Source organism: Geothrix sp. 21YS21S-4, assembly GCF_030845995.1.
In the GTDB taxonomy this organism is placed as follows: domain Bacteria; phylum Acidobacteriota; class Holophagae; order Holophagales; family Holophagaceae; genus Geothrix.
This window is the reverse complement of record NZ_CP132719.1, coordinates 647,093-663,840: the sequence shown is the minus strand read 5'-3', so window position 1 is coordinate 663,840 and position 16,748 is coordinate 647,093. Positions and strand designations below refer to the sequence as shown.

General features: G+C 66.7%; 14 protein-coding genes. 9 read left to right on the top strand and 5 right to left on the bottom strand.

Annotation, left to right across the window (positions count from 1 at the left end; all coding sequences use genetic code 11):
* Window positions 1-8: 8 nt before the first annotated feature.
* From RAH39_RS03045 to RAH39_RS03020, 6 genes are all read left to right on the top strand, one after another.
* Complete coding sequence (locus RAH39_RS03045) at window positions 9-1,205, top strand: winged helix-turn-helix domain-containing protein (protein ID WP_306591329.1); 1,197 nt, start codon at window positions 9-11, stop codon at window positions 1,203-1,205.
* Between the two features lie 55 nt (window positions 1,206-1,260).
* Window positions 1,261-1,866: a methyltransferase domain-containing protein gene (locus RAH39_RS03040; RefSeq protein ID WP_306591328.1), complete on the top strand. Its 606-nt coding sequence runs from the start codon at window positions 1,261-1,263 to the stop codon at window positions 1,864-1,866.
* A 63-nt stretch (window positions 1,867-1,929) separates the two neighbouring features.
* On the top strand, window positions 1,930-2,952 hold the full coding sequence (locus RAH39_RS03035) for an ABC transporter substrate-binding protein (protein WP_306591327.1): 1,023 nt from the start codon (window positions 1,930-1,932) through the stop codon (window positions 2,950-2,952).
* Window positions 2,949-3,767, top strand: a complete 819-nt coding sequence (locus RAH39_RS03030) for an ABC transporter permease (RefSeq protein WP_306591326.1) — start codon at window positions 2,949-2,951, stop codon at window positions 3,765-3,767. The genes RAH39_RS03035 and RAH39_RS03030 overlap by 4 nt, the downstream gene beginning before the upstream one ends.
* On the top strand, window positions 3,764-4,567 hold the full coding sequence (locus tag RAH39_RS03025) for an ABC transporter ATP-binding protein (protein ID WP_306591325.1): 804 nt from the start codon (window positions 3,764-3,766) through the stop codon (window positions 4,565-4,567). Before RAH39_RS03030 ends, RAH39_RS03025 begins: the two co-directional genes overlap by 4 nt.
* A gap of 944 nt (window positions 4,568-5,511) precedes the next feature.
* Window positions 5,512-6,105 carry a hypothetical protein gene (locus RAH39_RS03020; protein WP_306591324.1) on the top strand — a complete coding sequence of 198 codons (594 nt, stop codon included), beginning with the start codon at window positions 5,512-5,514 and terminating at the stop codon, window positions 6,103-6,105.
* 212 nt (window positions 6,106-6,317) lie between these two features.
* Here the strand turns inward: RAH39_RS03020 and RAH39_RS03015 are convergent, their stop codons facing one another.
* The 5 genes from RAH39_RS03015 to RAH39_RS02995 form a co-directional block, all read right to left on the bottom strand.
* Window positions 6,318-6,719 (bottom strand): VOC family protein, encoded by a 402-nt coding sequence (locus tag RAH39_RS03015; RefSeq protein WP_306591323.1) that lies wholly within the window; start codon window positions 6,717-6,719, stop codon window positions 6,318-6,320.
* Window positions 6,716-7,021 carry a hypothetical protein gene (locus RAH39_RS03010; protein WP_306591322.1) on the bottom strand — a complete coding sequence of 102 codons (306 nt, stop codon included), beginning with the start codon at window positions 7,019-7,021 and terminating at the stop codon, window positions 6,716-6,718. Before RAH39_RS03010 ends, RAH39_RS03015 begins: the two co-directional genes overlap by 4 nt.
* A 150-nt stretch (window positions 7,022-7,171) precedes the next feature.
* A complete protein-coding gene (mutS, locus tag RAH39_RS03005) occupies window positions 7,172-9,712 on the bottom strand; it encodes a DNA mismatch repair protein MutS (protein WP_306591321.1) in 2,541 nt (846 codons plus the stop codon).
* A gap of 22 nt (window positions 9,713-9,734) precedes the next feature.
* The gene (locus tag RAH39_RS03000) at window positions 9,735-10,178 is read right to left on the bottom strand and encodes a GxxExxY protein (RefSeq protein ID WP_306591320.1); all 444 of its coding nucleotides are present in this window, start codon (window positions 10,176-10,178) and stop codon (window positions 9,735-9,737) included.
* 258 nt (window positions 10,179-10,436) lie between these two features.
* A complete protein-coding gene (locus tag RAH39_RS02995) occupies window positions 10,437-12,014 on the bottom strand; it encodes a methyl-accepting chemotaxis protein (protein ID WP_306591319.1) in 1,578 nt (525 codons plus the stop codon).
* A gap of 138 nt (window positions 12,015-12,152) precedes the next feature.
* On the opposite strand from RAH39_RS02995, the gene RAH39_RS02990 reads away from it, so the two are divergent.
* The 3 genes from RAH39_RS02990 (at window position 12,153) to RAH39_RS02980 (ending at window position 16,648) form a co-directional block, all read left to right on the top strand.
* On the top strand, window positions 12,153-13,244 hold the full coding sequence (locus RAH39_RS02990) for an NAD(P)/FAD-dependent oxidoreductase (protein ID WP_306591318.1): 1,092 nt from the start codon (window positions 12,153-12,155) through the stop codon (window positions 13,242-13,244).
* Window positions 13,241-14,479, top strand: a complete 1,239-nt coding sequence (locus tag RAH39_RS02985; RefSeq protein WP_306591317.1) for a threonine/serine exporter family protein — start codon at window positions 13,241-13,243, stop codon at window positions 14,477-14,479. Before RAH39_RS02990 ends, RAH39_RS02985 begins: the two co-directional genes overlap by 4 nt.
* An 84-nt stretch (window positions 14,480-14,563) precedes the next feature.
* Window positions 14,564-16,648, top strand: a complete 2,085-nt coding sequence (locus RAH39_RS02980) for a M13 family metallopeptidase (RefSeq protein WP_306591316.1) — start codon at window positions 14,564-14,566, stop codon at window positions 16,646-16,648.
* The last annotated feature ends 100 nt before the right edge of the window (window positions 16,649-16,748 follow it).

Here is a 16,748-nt window from a genome sequence, read left to right as displayed (position 1 = left end):
GTTCATCCGTGGCCAACCTCCTTCCTCTCGTTTCCGCTTCCGCCGCGCGGCGGCTGTTCATGGGCGCCCAGGGGCTGCTGGACGATCCGGGGCGGCGCGTCACGGCAGCATCGCTCCAGGCGCTGATCGAGCGGCTGGGCTTCGTCCAGGTGGACACCATCAACGTGGTGGCCCGGGCCCACGACCTGACCCTCGCCACGCGGCTGGACGGCTACCGGCCGGAGCACCTGAGAAAGCTGCTGGAGGGAAAGCGTAGCCTGTTCGAAGCGTTCACCCACGACGCCTCCGCCGTGCCCACCGCGTGGTTCGCCCACTGGAAGCCCCGCTTCGACCGGGATCGGGCGCGGATGCAGGGGAACGCCTGGTGGCAGAATCACTTCAAGGGCACCGAGGGCGCCGCGATCGTCGCCGCCGTGAAGGCCCGCATCGAGCGCGAGGGACCGCTGAAGTCCTCCGACTTCGAGCATCCCGAGAAGCGCGGTCCCTGGTGGGGGTGGAAGCCCCAGAAGGCGGCCCTGGACTTCCTGTGGCGCAGCGGGGAGCTGATGGTTCCGCGGCGCGAGGGATTCCAAAAACTGTATGACCTCACCGAGCGGGTGCTGCCGGAATGCCACGGCCACGCCTGCCCGGCCCCCGCCGATCACGTGGCCTGGGCCTGCGCCACCGCGGCCGAGCGCCTGGGAATCTTCACGCCCAAGGAGCTGGCGGAGTTCTGGCACAGCATCGAGGCCTCCGAGGCCAAGGCCTGGTGCGCGTCCGCGGAGCGGGAGGGCCGGATCGTGCCGGTGCAGGTAGAGGGCGCCGACGGGGAGATCCGTCCCGCCTACGCCGTCGCGGACTGGGAGGCGCGCCTCGCCAAGCTGCCGGAGGCGCCGGAACGGACGCGCCTACTCTGCCCCTTCGACCCCGTTCTTCGGGATCGGGCCCGCGCCCTGCGCCGCTTCGGGTTCGACTACCGGTTCGAGGCCTTCGTTCCGGAGCCCCAGCGCCGCTACGGCTACTTCGTCCTGCCGATCCTCGAAGGCGAGCGCCTCGTGGGCCGCCTGGACCCCAAGCTCCACCGGGACCGCGGCCTTCTCGACGTGAAGGGCCTGTGGTGGGAGCCGGGCGTGAAAGCCACCAAGGCCCGCCGTCGCGGCCTGGACGAGGCCCTGGCGCGGCTGGCGGAATTCGTGGGAGCCGAGGCGGTGAGCCTCCCTTCCTGAATCGTCGACCTCCGCTCCCGCCGACCGCGAAGGGAAGCCCCGCTATCCTGGGGCCATGCTCACCCACGCCGACGACTGGAACCGGTACTACGCGGACGCGGCAAGGCCCGAGTGGGACATGGACCGCGCCACGCCGGTGCTGGCGGAGGTCTTGGATCTCGCGCTCCCGCAGGGCCTGCGGCCGGGCGGCGAGCTGGCGGTGCCGGGGTGCGGGTACGGCCACGACGCGGCGGAGCTGGCCGCGCGGGGCTTCGCGGTCACGGGCATCGATTTCGCGCCCTTCGCGATCGAGGGAGCCCGGGCCCGCTACGGCGATCGCGCCACGTGGATGCAGGCGGACTGGTTCTCGCCCGACCTGGGCCCCTGGGACGCGATCTTCGACCACACCTGCTTCGTGGCGATGGATCCGCCGCGCCGCCCGGCCTACGTCGCCGCCTGCGCGGACCATCTCCACTCCGGCGGCCTGTGGATGGCAGTCCTGTTCCACGACGTGAGCGGGCGACCCGGGCCACCCCATGCGGTCTCGCCGGGCGAGATGCGCGCGCTCGCGGAGCCGCGGTTCGACGTCCTGCACCTCGGCCCGGCCCTACGCAGCCACCCGAGGCGGGCGGGACGGGAATTCCTGCTGGTAGCGCGGCGCAAACTGGGGACCGGCGATTGAAGCCGTGCGCGGGGCGCTCCGTGGCCTAGAATAGTGCCCACCCTTCCCAATCCGGAGCGAACCATGCGCGCGAAATCCTTCCTGTCGCTGTTACTCCTGTCGAGCCTGGCGCTGTCCGCCCAGGACGTGGTGCGGCTCGGCAACCTCAAGTTCGCCCACTACGGCGCGGTGTCCTACATGAAGGAGATCGCCCCGAAGTACCGCCTGAAGATCGAAGAGCGGATGTTCGCCAAGGGGATCGACATCAATCCCGCGATCGTGGCGGGCGAGATCGACGCCAGCGCGGCGGCCCTGGACGCGGCCATCGCGGGGCGGGCCCAGGGCGTGCCCATTGTCGTGGTGGCGGGCTTCGCCAAGGGCGGGGCGCGGATCGTGGCGGGGGCCAACGCGGGCATCAAGTCGCTCGCCGATCTCAAGGGCAAGAAGGTGGGCGTGGCCCGGGGCGGCGCGCAGGAACTGCTGCTGCTGGCGGAGCTGGCCAAGGCGGGGCTCACCTGGTCCGACAAGCCCGGGAAGGACGTCCTGGTGCTGTACCTGCCCTTCGCCGACCTCAACCAGGCGCTCATGGCCGGGAACATCCACGCCATGTGCCAGAGCGAGCCCTATAGCTCCCAGGCCATCAACAAGAAGTTCGGCATCGAGGTGATCAAGCCCTACGACACGCCCATGGGCGTCCCCATCCGCGCCCTCGTCATCACGGAGAAGCTGTACAAGGAGCGGCGCGACGTGGCCCAGCGGTTCCTGCTGTGCTTCGTGGAGGCCACCAAGAAGTTCATCGACGAGCCCAAGACCGCGGAGAAGTACGTCCGCGAATCCATGTTCAAGAACCAGATCACGTCCGACGACTACCAGGACGCCATCGACAACTCGCCCTTCAGCTACGACATCAGCGTGGAGCACGTCCAGATCACCACCGACCTGATGGCCAAGTACGGCGTGGGCAAGATGGCCGCGCCGCCCAAGGCTCCCGACTGGGTGAAGCTCGACCTGCTGACCGAAGCGAAGAAGCAGCTCGGAATCGACCAGCCGAAGCCCGTCGCTCCCAAGCCCACGCCCATCAAGTCCCCCAAGGCGAAGAAGGGATGACCCGCTACCGCACCGCCGCCTCCGGCATCCTCGTCCCGCTGGCGGCCCTCGCGCTGTGGCAGCTGCTGTCCAGCGAAGGCTGGGTGAACGCCACCATCCTGCCGTCGCCCATGCAGGTCCTCATCAAGTGGTGGGCCTACCTCCGCCCGATGGAGCCCTTCGATCCCGCGCAGGGCTCCTACCTGGCGTGGTGCTTCTCCGGCGAGATGGTCCACGACGCCCTGGGAAGCCTCTACCGCGTGCTGCTGGGCTTCGTTATCGGCGGCGGGCTGGCGCTGCCGCTGGGCCTGGCCATGGGCTACAGCCGGCTGGCCTACGGGCTGTTCAACCCGCTGGTCCAGGTGCTGCGGCCCATCCCGCCCATCGCCTACATTCCGCTGTCCATCCTGTGGTTCGGTCTGGGCAACCCGCCCGCGGTGTTCCTGATCGCCATCGGCGCCTTCTTTCCCGTCCTGATGAACACGGTGACGGGCGTCCAGAACGTGGACAGCATCTACCTCCGGGTGGGGCGCAACCTGGGCGCCTCGCGGCTCACCCAGTTCACGCACATCATCCTGCCCGCGGCCACGCCCTACATCTTCACCGGCGCGCGGATCGGGATGGGCACGGCGTTCATCGTCGTGATCGTCTCCGAGATGATCGCCGTGAACAACGGGCTGGGCTACCGCATCCTGGAGGCCCGCGAGTACCTCTGGTCCGACAAGATCATCGCGGGGATGTTCACCATCGGCCTGCTGGGGCTGGGCATCGACACCCTGATGAGCCGCCTCAGCACCTGGATGCTGCGGTGGCACCGCGGTCTGGAGCAGGGATGAGCGACGCCGCCGGCCACATCTCCATCCGGGGCGTCCACAAGGTCTTCCAGAGCGGAGGCCAGGACGTCTACGCCCTCAAAGACATCGACCTGGAGGTCCGCCGCGGCGAATTCGTCTGCCTGCTGGGGCCGTCGGGTTGCGGCAAATCCACCCTCCTGAACGCCGTGGCGGGGTTCAGCCTGCCCAGCGCCGGCACGATCACGGTGGAAGGCCTGCCCATCGTCGCGCCGGGCCCCGACCGGGGCATGGTGTTCCAGGAGTACGCGCTGTTCCCCTGGATGACCGTGGAACAGAACGTGGGCTTCGGCCTGCAGATCAAGGGCGAGCCCAAGGATGCCGCCCGTGCCAAGGTGGACGACCTGCTGCGCCTGCTCAACCTCCAGGACTTCCGGAAGCGCTATCCCAAAGACCTCAGCGGCGGGATGCGCCAGCGCGTCGCCATCGCCCGGGTGCTGGCCCTGGATTCGCCCATCATGCTCATGGACGAGCCCTTCGGCGCCCTGGACGCCCTCACCCGCCGCACCCTCCAGGACGAGCTGCTGCGCCTGTGGCTGGAGCTGAAGAAGACCATCCTGTTCGTCACCCACAGCATCGAGGAGGCCCTCTACCTCGCCGACCGCACCGTGGTGATGACCTACCGCCCCGGCACCCTCAAGCGCGACCTCGCCGTGGACCTCCCCCGCCCCCGCGACGTCGCCAGCCCCGCCTTCAACGCCCTGAAGAAGGAACTGTCACAGCTTCTGATGGAGGAGCAGGACCGCCACACCCGCGACGAATTCCGGGGCGCGGCGGTGGACTAGGCGCAGGCCCGGCCTTCAAAAAGCCGAGTCACATCCACGTCCACTCAGTTCGATGGGAAAGACATTCACCGCCAAGAAGCCAGATGCGCCTTTGTCTCGCGCATCCGCAAAGCGGATGCTGAGCAGCGCGCCAAGAAAAACCAAGAACAATTGCTTTTACAGTTCTTGGTTTCTTGGCGCCTTGGCGGTGACCTTGTGGAAGAAGTCGGGATTCATCCGGTCAGGCTCCAAGGGATGCTCGGGAATATCTCATTGAGTCGATACCATCGATCGCGAAAGCGGTCTGCAATCAGGCTCTCCCTCAACTTCTATCGAAGAATGGAGGTATTCTTGAAATTGAAGCCAAACCGGCATCCCCTCTTTGAGAGCAAAGCACCAATTGATACAGTTGCAGAAATTCCGAGTATTCATGTATTTAACGCAATAATTGTTATATTTGGGCGAAAATCGCCCTTTGTAGTTCCCAACTATAAATAATAGGAGTTAAAATGCAGTTTAAAAATTTAACATTTTTACCCTTAATAAAGAATTTGATTAATTGGATGCACCCTTCTATTTGGACTTCCAATAAGTTGAATAAATCTTTGCTGAATCCTGTCCTAGAAGCGAGTACGGATTATCAGATATATAATCGAGATAGTATACGAATTTTTATGTGGAGGATGATATGGTTCAATCTTCAGTTTATATGTTTACTCATATTTCTTTATTTGATTCATAAATCTTCAGAACATTTATCAAAATTGATCGCTCATGACAAAATATTTCCGGCCTATTTTCTCTGCACGTTTTGTTGGGGCCTTCTGATTCTCCTTATTAGCAATTGGGCTGAGGGAACGGAGGCACGCCCCTTCGACCGAATCTGGGCGAAACGGTGGTCCGAGAGCATCGCCAAGACCGGATCGCCAAGAGACGATGAAGACGGCCTTCAGGTTGGATCCTCTATGAATGATCTCGTGGGTGAACTTCAATCCCGGCTTTCTCTGAAGGGGTGGGAATCCGGAAGACGTTCCTATGTTGCATTGGTGGCAGAAAAATTTAGTTTTTTGGAGATATTAGAAATTGCGATTCGAAGACAGGATCAGCTGGTCATTCAATGTGTGATCGCACAAAAATTAAAATCGCTGAAATACTCTATGGCTTTTCTTCAATATGCGCCATTTTTTGGATTATTTACGCTTGGAGTACTGCTTAGTGTTTCAAGTGTGTTTTTGGGTGTTATATCAGCCTATACTCTTTTTAGTTTGGGAGTGATTACATATGCAATTTTTAAAGAAAAGGATCTTGGCCAATTCGTAAAAGTACTTAGTTATGGACTCTTTTTGATTGGATTGTGCGGAGGAGCTGCAAAAGGGATTGCTTATTGGGGAACATTAATTAATGGGAAGTTAATCCAAGAAGGGCCGTCTAGGAATGCATCCACTTTGGGAGTCGTAACAATCGACTTTGATACGGCAAAACGAGCCAAGAGCGATGAAGCCAAGTTGCACGTGTCAGTGTCAGTGCCACCTCTTGAAACGCGGGTACCCTCGCGTTAGGACGGAGATCACGGGCGATCTGGTTACTTCAGGGAGCCACTCCACGCGCCGGGTCGGTTTTTATTGAACTGATACGGGGCAAAATAGGGTTGCCATGCACTTTAAGGCAGCTGAACATAGTTTTATTAAAAATCAAACTCATGCATTACAGCTTTTGCATGTTCATTGAGGAGATGGAAGCTTCAATGTGCCGCTGACAAGCCCCCTTCGCCTCAAAGGCCGTCCGGTTCCTGATGCGGCTGGTACAACTCGATGCGGTGGCCTTCCGGATCCCGGATCCACGCGAAGCGGCCGTAGCTGTAGTCCTCGCGCGGCTCCACGGGGATGCCCGCCGCCTCCAGCCGTGCGCAGAAGGCGTCGAGGTCCGCCACCCGCCAGTTCACCATGCACTCGGGCCGGCCCTCGCCGAGCGGAGCCTTGGCCTTGTTGAACGAGAACACGGTGGAGGCCTTCTGTCCGTCCGGGTCCGTGTACGGGAACTCCAGGCCGTAGCAGCGACCGGGTTCCCACTCGTTGAAGCTGAGGCCGAAGTGGGCCGCGTACCACTTGGAGAGGGCTTCGGGATCCTCCGCGTACAGGAAGATCCCGCCGAGACCGCGAACACCAGCATTCATGTCAGCTCCGGGGGTTTGGGGAGCCCCGCTTCTCCCCGGCCTCGGGTGGCGAGCACCACGGCCAGGGTCCACAGGGGCGCAAGGTTGAGGTAGGGGATCCACTCCGTGAGGAACGAGGGCAGGAAGGCCCAGTGGAACCCGAGCAGGGCGCACATCACGGCCATGGTGATCAGGTCCAGCCCCGCCCCCAGGAACCACCCGACAGGGCCGGTGGCCTCCGCGGGAATCTGGATCGCATCCACCACCAGCGCGATCGCCCACGCAAGGCGGATCCGCGTCCGGCTGAGGGGGGTCTGGGGCATCCCCACAGTCTACGCCCGGGTCAGAACGCGCGAGGAAGAAGCCACGGATGAACACTGATGAACGCGGATGGAAACGATGGAGCTCTCGCGCGCACGTCATCCGTGTCTATCCGAGTTCATCCGTGGCTAAAACGATTTTTCCGGGAACGTTTATGCGCGTCCCTGCTTCGCCGCCAGCCAGTTCAGCGCTTCCAGCGGCGTCATCCGGCCCAGGTCCAGGGCGTCCAGCTCCGCGCGGAGGGGATCGGGTTCGGGCTCGAACAGCGGGAGAAGGGGCTGCTGGGCCGTGGGCGCGCGCGGGGGCGCTTCGGGGGCCTGGGCCAGGAGGCGCTGGGCCTTCTGGATGACGGCCTTGGGCAGGCCCGCCAGCCGGGCCACCTGGATGCCGTAGCTGCGGTCGGCGGGGCCGGGCGCCACGCGGTGGAGGAAGTGCAGCTGCTCCTCCCACTCCTGCACCTCGACGTGGAGGTTCTGGATGCGGGAGTCGTCCGCCAGCTTGGTCATCTCGAAGTAGTGCGTGGCGAACAGGGTCCGCGGGGTCCCGCCGGCCTTCGTTCCGCCCTTTAAATCGCGGAGGAATCCGGCGATGGCCTCCGCCAGGGCCAACCCGTCGCGGGTGGACGTCCCGCGTCCGATCTCGTCGAGAATCACCAGGCTGGCGGACGTGACCTGGTTGAGGATCCGCGCGGTCTCCGTCATCTCCACCATGAACGTCGATTGGCCCTTGGCGAGCTGGTCCGAGGCGCCGATGCGCGTGAAGATCCGGTCCACCAGCCCGAAGCGCATCAGCTCCGCGGGGACGAAAGAGCCCGTCTGGGCCAGGACGACGAGCAGGGCCACCGTGCGCAGGAACGTGGATTTGCCGCCCATGTTGGGGCCGGTCACCACGGCCATGAGCTGGGCGGCGCTGAACTGGAGGTCGTTGGGGATGCACTCGCGGCCCAGGCGCGATTCCAGCATGGGGTGGCGGGCGGAGGCCAGGAGCAGCTCCCGGTCCTCGCCCAATTCCGGGCGGATCCAGCCGGAGAGCCGCGCCCGCTCCGCCAGGGCCGCCAGGACATCCAGCCCCGCCGCGGCGCGGGCCAAGCAGGTGAGGTCCGCGCGGTGCTCCAGTACCAGGGCCAGCAGCCGCTGGAACTGGAGGGCCTCCAGCCGGGCCTGGTCGCTCTCGGCGCTGAGCAGCCGCTGCTCGAAGGCCACCAGTTTCTCCGTGGTAAAGCGCTCGGCGTTGGCCAGCGTCTGCTTCCGCAGGAAGTGGGCGGGGACGGCGCCGAGGTTCGCCTTGGTGATCTCGAAGTAGTACCCGAACACGCGGTTGTACTTGATCTTCAGGCTGTTGATCCCGGAGGCGGCCCGCTCCTCCTCCTCCAGCTCCAGCATCACCTGCTTGGCGTCCCGGGCGAGGCGGCGGACGGCGTCCAGCTCCCCGTCCACGCCCTCGCGGATCACCCCGCCCTTGTCGAGGTCCAGCGGAGGCGCCTCCTCCAGGCAGCGCTGCAACTCGGCGAGCAGCGGCCCACAGAGGGGCGTGTCCGCCGGCCACAGGCCCAGCTCCGCCACCTCCGAAGCCCAGCCCTCGTCCTGGATACGGCCCGGCAATTTCTGGAGGGCGGCGAGGCCCTGGCGGATCTGCCCCAGCTCCGGCGGCGCGGCGAGGCCCAGGGCCACGCGACCCAGCAGGCGGTCGAGGTCCGGCACCTGGTCCAAGAGGCTGCGGATGGGCAGGCGGCGGCGGTCCTCGGTCAGCCAGCCCACCTGGGACCAGCGCCGCTCCAGCGCGGGGCGGTCCCGCAGCGGCTGCTCCAGCCAGGCCTTCAGCAGGCGGGAACCCATCCGCGTGCGGCACTGGTCCAGCAGCGCGAGGAGCGAGCCCTGGCGCCCGCCGTCCAGGCTGTTGGCGAACACGTCCAGGTGGCGCGCGCTGGTGGCATCCAGCAGGGGACCGGCGGCGCCGAGTTCGAGGCTGACGCCCTGGAGGTGGGCGGGGCGGCCCTTCTGCGTCGCCTCCACATGATCCAGCAGCGCCGCCAGGGCGCCGAGCGCCGCGGGATGCGGATCCAGGCCCACGCCCTCCAAGTGCTGCCATCCGAAGAAGGCGAGGACCTGCTGCTTCGCCCGGGAGGCCTCGAAGCGCCAGGCGGGCAGCCGCGTGCGGGCCGCCTCCAGATCGGGAACGTCGTCGGCGCCCTCGGCGAGGATCACTTCCTGCGGCCCCAGCCGCTCCAGGGTGGCCCGCAGCGCTTCCTCGCCCTCGCCCGGCAGGACGCGCAGGGCGCCGGAGGCCAGTTGGAGGAGCGCCGCGCCCCAGATGGGGCCCACGCGGTGGAAGGCGCACAGCCAGCGGGCGTCGTCGTCCAGCCAGGTGCCCGGGGTGATGATCCGCTTGATGGCCCGGGGCAGCAGCCCCTTGACCTCCTCGGCCTTGGCGGTGGGCTCGGCGATGGCCGCGGAGAAGCCCGCCGCCAGCAACTTGGGCAGGTAGGATTCCAGCGCGAAGTGGGGCACGCCGCACATGGGCGCCTCGGCGTCCGTCCCCTTCCCCCGCAAGGTGAGCGCGATCTCCAGGACCGGCGCCGCCCGGACCGCGTCCTCGCCCAGGATCTCGTAGAAGTCCCCCATCCGCGTGAGCAGCACGGCCTCGCCCGCCTCGCGCTTGAGGCCGGCGATCTGCTGCATCATCGGAGTGGACATGGGCGGCTCGCGGATCGGAAGTTCAGAAAGCGGAGGGCAGCGGAAGGCCGGAGGCAAGCGGAGGGGCCTTGGGATTCAGGAGGCGCTTGATGCCGCCGTCCTTCATGGGCCAGCGCCAGAAGTTCAGAAGGAGCCCGATCCGCTTGCCCGAAAACCGCAGGTAAGTCAGAAGCTGCGCCTCATGGAAATCCGTGAGCCGGTCGACCGTCTTCAGTTCCAGGACGACCCGATTCTCCACCAGCAGATCGAGCCGATACGCCGCGGGGACCAGGATCTCCCCATAGGTGATGTCGAGCGGCACCTGCCGGTGGACGTCCAGCCCGGCCTGCTCCAGTTCATAGGCGAGGCAGGTCTCGTAGGCGCTTTCCAGCAGGCCGGGCCCCAGGCTACGTTGAACCTTGATGGCGCACCCCAGGATCGTCTCCGTCAGGGCTTCCCACTCCAGCTCTCCGCTGCACTCCCCCACTCCGCTTCCCTCCGCTTTCAGCCATCTTTTCCCCGGTCCCTCTCGGAAGAAGAAGCACCCGAATCCTCGATCTTCCCACATTCACCCCGCCGCGGCCGACCGCTCGATCAGGTTCTCGGCCGAGTCGCAACCAGGGTCGGCCCTCGGGGGTCGAGGGGAAAAGATAAAAACTCACCACCAAGGCACCAAGAACCGCTTTTCGCTTTTCTTGGTGCCTTGGTGTCTTGGTGGTGAAAGGCCTTTCTCAGGCGTGACGCCTTAGACCTTGAACTGATCCACCAGATCCAGCAGGCCGTTGGCGATGCGGGCCTGGTCGTGGGTGGTGCGGGAGGAGGCCTCCACGGTGACGGAGAGCTGGAGGGTCGAGGCGGCATTCTTGATGGCCACCTGCGCGCCGTGCTCCACCTGGTCCGCCACTTCGGCGCTGGTGCGGGCCTGCTCTTCGGTGGCGCCGGCGATCTCCAGGGTCAGCGACTGGAGCGTGCCGATCCGCGTGCGGATCTGGTCGAGGGAATTCACCGCCTCCTGCACGGTGGCGCGCCCGCTCTGGACGGCGCGGTTGGAGGCGTCGATGAGCTGGCCGATCTCCTCCGCTGCGGCGGCGGAACGCTCCGCCAGCTTGCGGACTTCCTCGGCCACCACGGCGAAGCCCTTGCCCACCTGGCCCGCGTGGGCCGCTTCGATGGCGGCGTTCAGGCTGAGGAGGTTGGTCTGGCCGGCGATCTCCTGGATCACCTGGACCGCGGCCACCACTTTGGAGGTCGCCGCTTCCACGTCGGACATGGCCGCCATGGCCGCCTCGCCCGCCCGGTCGCCTTCGACCGCGGCCTGCACCGCCTCCTTCGCCTGGCTCTGTCCCAGGCGGACGTTGGAAGCGACCTCGCTGACGGAAGCAGAGAGTTCGGTGATGGCCGAGGCCAGGTTCTCGGACGTGGTGCGCTGGCCTTCGGTGCTCCGCGCGATCTCCTCCGTCGCCCCCGCCATCTGGAGGGTGGTGGCCGACAGGCTCTGGGCGCCGGACGCCACTTCGGTGGCCTCGAAGCGCATGCGGTTCACCATGCTCTTCACCCGCTGCTGGAGAGCCCGGGTATGGGCCAGCAGGCTCTGCACGTCCCCATGGCGGGTGGTGATGCTGGTGGACAGGTCGCCCTCCGCCATGGCGCGGATGACGGCCATGGCCTGGCCCGGATCGCCGCCGAACTGCACCTCCTGGGCGCGGACCAGCAGCAGGCCCGCGCCGAAGGCGACGGGAAGGCCCAGGAGCGCGGCCAAGCCGAAGGCCCACAGCGCGCCTCCGACGGCCCACCCCAGGATGCCCCCCAGCAGGAGCACGCCCGTGGCGGCACCGAAAGAGGCGAAGATCCGCTGGCGGAAGTCGAGGCCGGAAAGGGGGATGTAGGGCTGGTGATAGGTGGATTCGAGGGACATCCCCTGGTTCAGCAGCCGGTAGGTGTGCTCTGCCTGCTCGATCTGGGCGCGGGTCGGCCGGCTGCGGATGGAGACGTAGCCCACGGGCCGGCCGCCGTCGATGATGGGCGACACCGCCGCGTCCACCCAGTAGAAGTCGCCGTTCTTGCAACGGTTCTTCACCATCCCGTGCCAATGTTTTCCATCTTTCACCGTCTTCCACAGGTCGGTGAAGGCCGCGGCGGGCATGTCGGGGTGGCGGACGATGTTCTGGGGAGCGCCGATCAACTCGCGTTCTTGGAACCCGCTGATGCGGAGGAATTCCTCGTTCACGTAGGTGATCACCCCCGCCAGATCCGTCTTGGAGACGACGAACGCCCCCTCCTGGATGTGGTGCTCGTGCTGGGTGATGGGAAGATTGGTCCGCATGGTACGAATGACTCCCGAAAGTGACCCCTGCGTCGGCAACCTATTGCCGGCGCTTACACATCCACGAGGCCGTATCGAGTTCTTGGATGCCGGATGTGAGAATTAATTCTCAATTTTGTTTTTAGACAAGGGGTAGGCATGGAACGCACGGAGGATGTGGTCGTCGGGGCGGGCGTGGTCGGCCTCGCCCTCGCGCGGACCCTCGCCCTGCGGGGCCGCGAGGTGGTGGTCCTCGAAGCGGAGGATCGCATCGGCACCGGCATCAGCTCCCGCAACAGCGAAGTGATCCATGCGGGCATCTACTATCCGGCCGGTTCGCGAAAGGCCCGGACCTGCGTCGCCGGAAACCGCGCCCTCTATACCTACTGCGAAGCGCGGGGCGTGGATCACCGCCGCTGCGGCAAGCTGATCGTCGCGACGGACGAAGGGCAGATCGGCGCCCTGCGGGAGATCCGCGCCCGCGCGGAAGCCAACGGCGTCGACGACCTCCGGTGGCTGGACCACGAAGAAATCCAGCAGATGGAGCCCGAACTGAACGCCGTCGCCGCCCTCCTGTCGCCGGGCACGGGCATCGTGGACAGCCACGGCCTGATGCGCGCCCTGCGGAGCGACGCGGAGAGCCGCGGCGCGGCGGTGGTCCTCAAGAGTCCCGTCACCGGCGGGCGGCGCGAACGCGGCGGCCTCGTCGTCGAGGTCGGCGGCGCGGAGCCCATGGCCCTCCGGGCGGAACGGGTGTTCAACTGCGCGGGCCTCGGCGCCCAGGCCGTCGCCGCGGGCTTCGAGGGCATCCGCCCCGGCGCGGTGCCGCCCCGGCATCTCTCCAAGGGCAATTACTTCTCCCTCTCCGGAAGGGCGCCCTTCTCCCATCTGGTCTACCCCATCCCTTCCCAGGGCGCCCTGGGCGTCCACCTCACCTTGGACCTGGCGGGCCAGGCGCGGTTCGGGCCCGACGTGGAATGGATCGACCGCGAGGACTACGGCGTGGACCCCCGCCGCGCGGACGGGTTCTACGCGGAGGTGCGGAAGTATTGGCCGGGGCTGCGGGACGGCGCCCTCCAGCCGGCCTACGCGGGGATCCGTCCCAAGCTGCACGGCCCCGGCGAGCCCATGCCGGATTTCACCATCCAGCGGGAGGACGTCCACGGCCTTTCGGGCTTCGTGAACCTGTTCGGAATCGAATCGCCGGGCCTCACGGCCAGCCTGGCCCTGGCGGAGGAGGTGGCCGAGTGAGCCTTCCCGAACCGCCTTCTCCTTCGACCTCCGCCCCTCCCCCGGAGGTGGCCTTCTGCCTGGAGCTGGGCCGGGCCTTCCAGGCCTATGGAATCCCCGCCCACCGGTTCGAGGATGCCCTGTCGCGGGTCTGCGCCCGGCTGGGGCTGGACGGCCAGTTCTTCGGCCTGCCCACGGCGTTCTTCGCGTCCCTCGGCCAGGGCGAACACCACTGGACGTTCATCCAGCGCAGTCCCGCGGGCGAGACGAACCTGGAAAAACTGTCCGACCTGCAGGAGATGACGGACGCCCTCATCGACGGCCGCATGGACGCCCCCGAGGCCCGGGACCGCGTCCGCGCCATCCTGTCCGCGCCGGACCGCTGGGGCGCCCTCCTGACGGTCCTGTGCTTCGGGCTGGGCTCGGCGCCGGCGGCCATGTTCTTCGGGGGCGGCTGGCGGGAGATGGCCCTCACCGCCCTGCTGGGCGCCGGGGTGGGGCTGACGGTCACGCTCCTGGGGCGCCGGGCGGGGCTGGCCCGGCTGGTCCACCCGGTGGCGGGCGTCCTGGTGGGCTTCCTCGCCGTGGCCGCGGCCTGGCGCTTTCCCCACGTCTCGCCCCAGGTCCTGACGGTGGCGGGGCTGATCGTCCTGGTGCCGGGGCTGCGCCTGGTGGTGTCCATGAACGAGCTGGCCACGGGCAACCTGGTGGCGGGCACGGCCCGGCTGGTGGACACGGCCATGACCTTCCTCTCCCTGGGCTTCGGGGTGGCCCTGGGCCAGCGGCTGGCCGGGCCCCTGGTGGACCGCGCCCTCCAGGGGACGCCCCTTCCGCTGCCCGCCTGGACCGCCCCGCCCGTGCTGCTGGTGGCGGCCGCGGCCCTGGTGGTGATCTTCAAGGCCCGGCCCCGGGACCTGCCGGCCATCTTCGCCGCCTGCGTCCTGGCCTTCTACGGGGCGCGGCAGGGCGCCGTCCTCCTGGGGCCCCAGTTCGGGGTGGGGCTCGGGGCCTTCGCCCTGGGCCTGGGCAGCAACATCTACACCCGCTTCCGGCGCCGGCCGTCCATCGTGACCCTCCTGCCGGGGCTGATGGTGCTGGTGCCCGGGGGCCTGGGGCTCAAGGGCCTGGAATTCATCATCCAGAAGCAGCTGGTGATGGGATTGGACACAGCCTTCCAGGCCCTGTTCGTGGCGATCGCCCTGCTGACGGGCCTCCTTCTGGCCCAGGCGGCGGTCCAGCCGCGGACGGCACTGTAGCCCGCGTCACCGCCGCGGGCGAATAAGGGGAATAACCTGGGCAGGCCGATCCCGCGTGAACCAGGGATCCACCGAGGAGTTCCCATGCTCAGACACAGGCAATTCGCCATTCTCGCGGCGGGGGCGCTGGCGTGCGCCCTGCCCGCCGCGGCCCAGGCCGCCAAACCCGCTCCCGCCCCGGCGGCCGGAAAGGCCGCCGCCGTCCAGCCCGCCTACGGCACCTTCGGGTTCGACGTGGCCGGGATGGACCGCACCGTGGCCCCCGGCGAGGACTTCGGGCGCTACGCCAGCGGCACCTACCTGACCAACCTGGTCATCCCCGCCGACCGCTCCAACTACGGGATGTTCACCAAGCTCCGGGACCTCAGCCAGGAGCGCACCCGCACCATCATCGAGACGGCCGCCGCCGCCAAGGACGTGAAGCCCGGCTCCGAGGCCCAGAAGGTGGGCGACTTCTACGGCAGCTTCCTGGACGAGGCCGCCATCGAGGCCAAGGGCCTGGCGCCGCTGAAGCCACACCTCCGGCTCATCTCCGCCATCGCCGACCGCCGCCAGCTCGCGCAGGCCTTCGGGCAGGCGTCGCGCCTGGGGGTGACCCTCCCCGTGGGCGCCGGCCCCCAGCAGGACCTGAAGAACCCCGACATCTACGCCGTCTATGTGGGCCAGGGCGGGCTGGGCCTGCCCGACCGGGACTACTACCTCGACACCAAGAACCCCAAGTTCGCGGAGATCCGCGGGAAGTACGTCGCCCACATCGCCGCCATGCTGCGCCTGGCCGGGGTGGAGGGGGCCGAGGCCCGCGCCCAGAAGATCCTCGCCCTGGAGACCAAGCTGGCCGGGATCCACTGGAGCAAGGTTGAAGAGCGCCAGATCGAGAAGCTGTACAACCCCATCAAGCGCGCCGCCATCGACACCACCTATCCCGGCCTGGACTGGACCTCCCTCCTCACCGCCATCGGGGTTCAGAACGAGAAGGAGCTGGTGATCCTCCATCCCAGCGCCATCGCGGGCACCGCCAAGCTGATCGCGGAGGAGCCCCTCGACATCTGGAAGGACTACCTCACCTTCCACGTCCTCAAGGCCGCCTCGCCCTACCTGCCCAAGGCCTTCGTCGACGAGGACTTCGCCTTCAGCGGCAAGGTCGTCTCCGGCCAGCCGGAGATCCAGCCGCGCTGGAAGCGGGGCGTGGACACCACCACCGCGGCCCTGGGCGAGGCGGTCGGCAAGCTGTACGTGGCGAAGTACTTCCCCCCGGAAGCCAAGCGCGAGGCCGACCTGCTGGTGAAGAACATCATCGCGGCCATGGATGAGCGGCTGTCCCGCCTGACCTGGATGGACCCCAAGACCAAGGCCGAGGCCCGGGCCAAGCTGGCGAAGTTCACCCCCAAGATCGGCTACCCGGCCACGTGGCGGGACTACTCCCGGCTGGAAGTGCGCCGCGGCGACGCCCTGGGCAACGCCTTCCGCGCCGCTGAATTCGCCTTCCAGCGCGAGCTGGACAAGATCGGCAAGCCCATCGACCGGACGGAATGGGGCATGACGCCCATGACCGTCAACGCCTACGCCAACCCCTTCTGGAACGAGATCGTGTTCCCCGCGGCGATCCTCCAGCCGCCGTTCTTCGATGCCCACGCCGACACCGCCATCAACTACGGCGGCATCGGCCTGGTGATCGGCCACGAGATCAGCCACCACTTCGACGACCAGGGCCGGAAGTTCGACAAGGACGGCAAGTTGTCCGACTGGTGGACGCCCGAGGACGTCAAGCGGTTCACCGCCCTCACGGACAAGGTGGTGAAGCAGTACGCCGCCTACGAGCCCCTGCCCGGCACCCACGTGAACGGCGAGCTGACCCTGGGCGAGAACATGGCCGACCTGGCGGGACTGTGCGTCTCCTTCGACGCCTACCACAAGTCCCTGAACGGCAAGCCCGCTCCGGTCATCGACGGGTTCACCGGCGACCAGCGCTTCTTCCTGGGCTTCGCCCAGGTGTGGCGCCAGAAATACCGGGACGCCTCCCTGCTGCAGCAGCTCACCACCAACGAGCACACCCCCGGGTTCCTGCGTCCCAACGTGGTGCGCAACCTGGACGCCTGGTACGACACCTTCTCCGTGAAGCCGGGGCAGGCCCTCTACCTGAAGCCGGAAGACCGCATCAAGATCTGGTAATCCGACTCTTTCCGATGGCCCTCCCCGATGTCCGGGGAGGGCCATTTTCATGCAGGAAGGTTTTCAGGAATCGCTCTCTCCTTTATGCTGGCGGGCGGCA

Bases quoted from the DNA above. Each gene is read 5' to 3' on its own strand.
- RAH39_RS02990 (WP_306591318.1), top strand. From the start codon at position 12,153: ATGGAACGCACGGAGGATGTGGTCGTCGGGGCGGGCGTGGTCGGCCTC.
- RAH39_RS02980 (WP_306591316.1), top strand. From the start codon at position 14,564: ATGCTCAGACACAGGCAATTCGCCATTCTCGCGGCGGGGGCGCTGGCG.
- RAH39_RS03025 (WP_306591325.1), top strand. From the start codon at position 3,764: ATGAGCGACGCCGCCGGCCACATCTCCATCCGGGGCGTCCACAAGGTC.
- RAH39_RS03040 (WP_306591328.1), top strand. From the start codon at position 1,261: ATGCTCACCCACGCCGACGACTGGAACCGGTACTACGCGGACGCGGCA.
- RAH39_RS03030 (WP_306591326.1), top strand. From the start codon at position 2,949: ATGACCCGCTACCGCACCGCCGCCTCCGGCATCCTCGTCCCGCTGGCG.
- RAH39_RS03020 (WP_306591324.1), top strand. From the start codon at position 5,512: ATGAATGATCTCGTGGGTGAACTTCAATCCCGGCTTTCTCTGAAGGGG.
- RAH39_RS03035 (WP_306591327.1), top strand. From the start codon at position 1,930: ATGCGCGCGAAATCCTTCCTGTCGCTGTTACTCCTGTCGAGCCTGGCG.
- RAH39_RS03010 (WP_306591322.1), bottom strand. From the start codon at position 7,021: ATGCCCCAGACCCCCCTCAGCCGGACGCGGATCCGCCTTGCGTGGGCG.
- RAH39_RS02995 (WP_306591319.1), bottom strand. From the start codon at position 12,014: ATGCGGACCAATCTTCCCATCACCCAGCACGAGCACCACATCCAGGAG.
- RAH39_RS03015 (WP_306591323.1), bottom strand. From the start codon at position 6,719: ATGAATGCTGGTGTTCGCGGTCTCGGCGGGATCTTCCTGTACGCGGAG.
- mutS (WP_306591321.1), bottom strand. From the start codon at position 9,712: ATGTCCACTCCGATGATGCAGCAGATCGCCGGCCTCAAGCGCGAGGCG.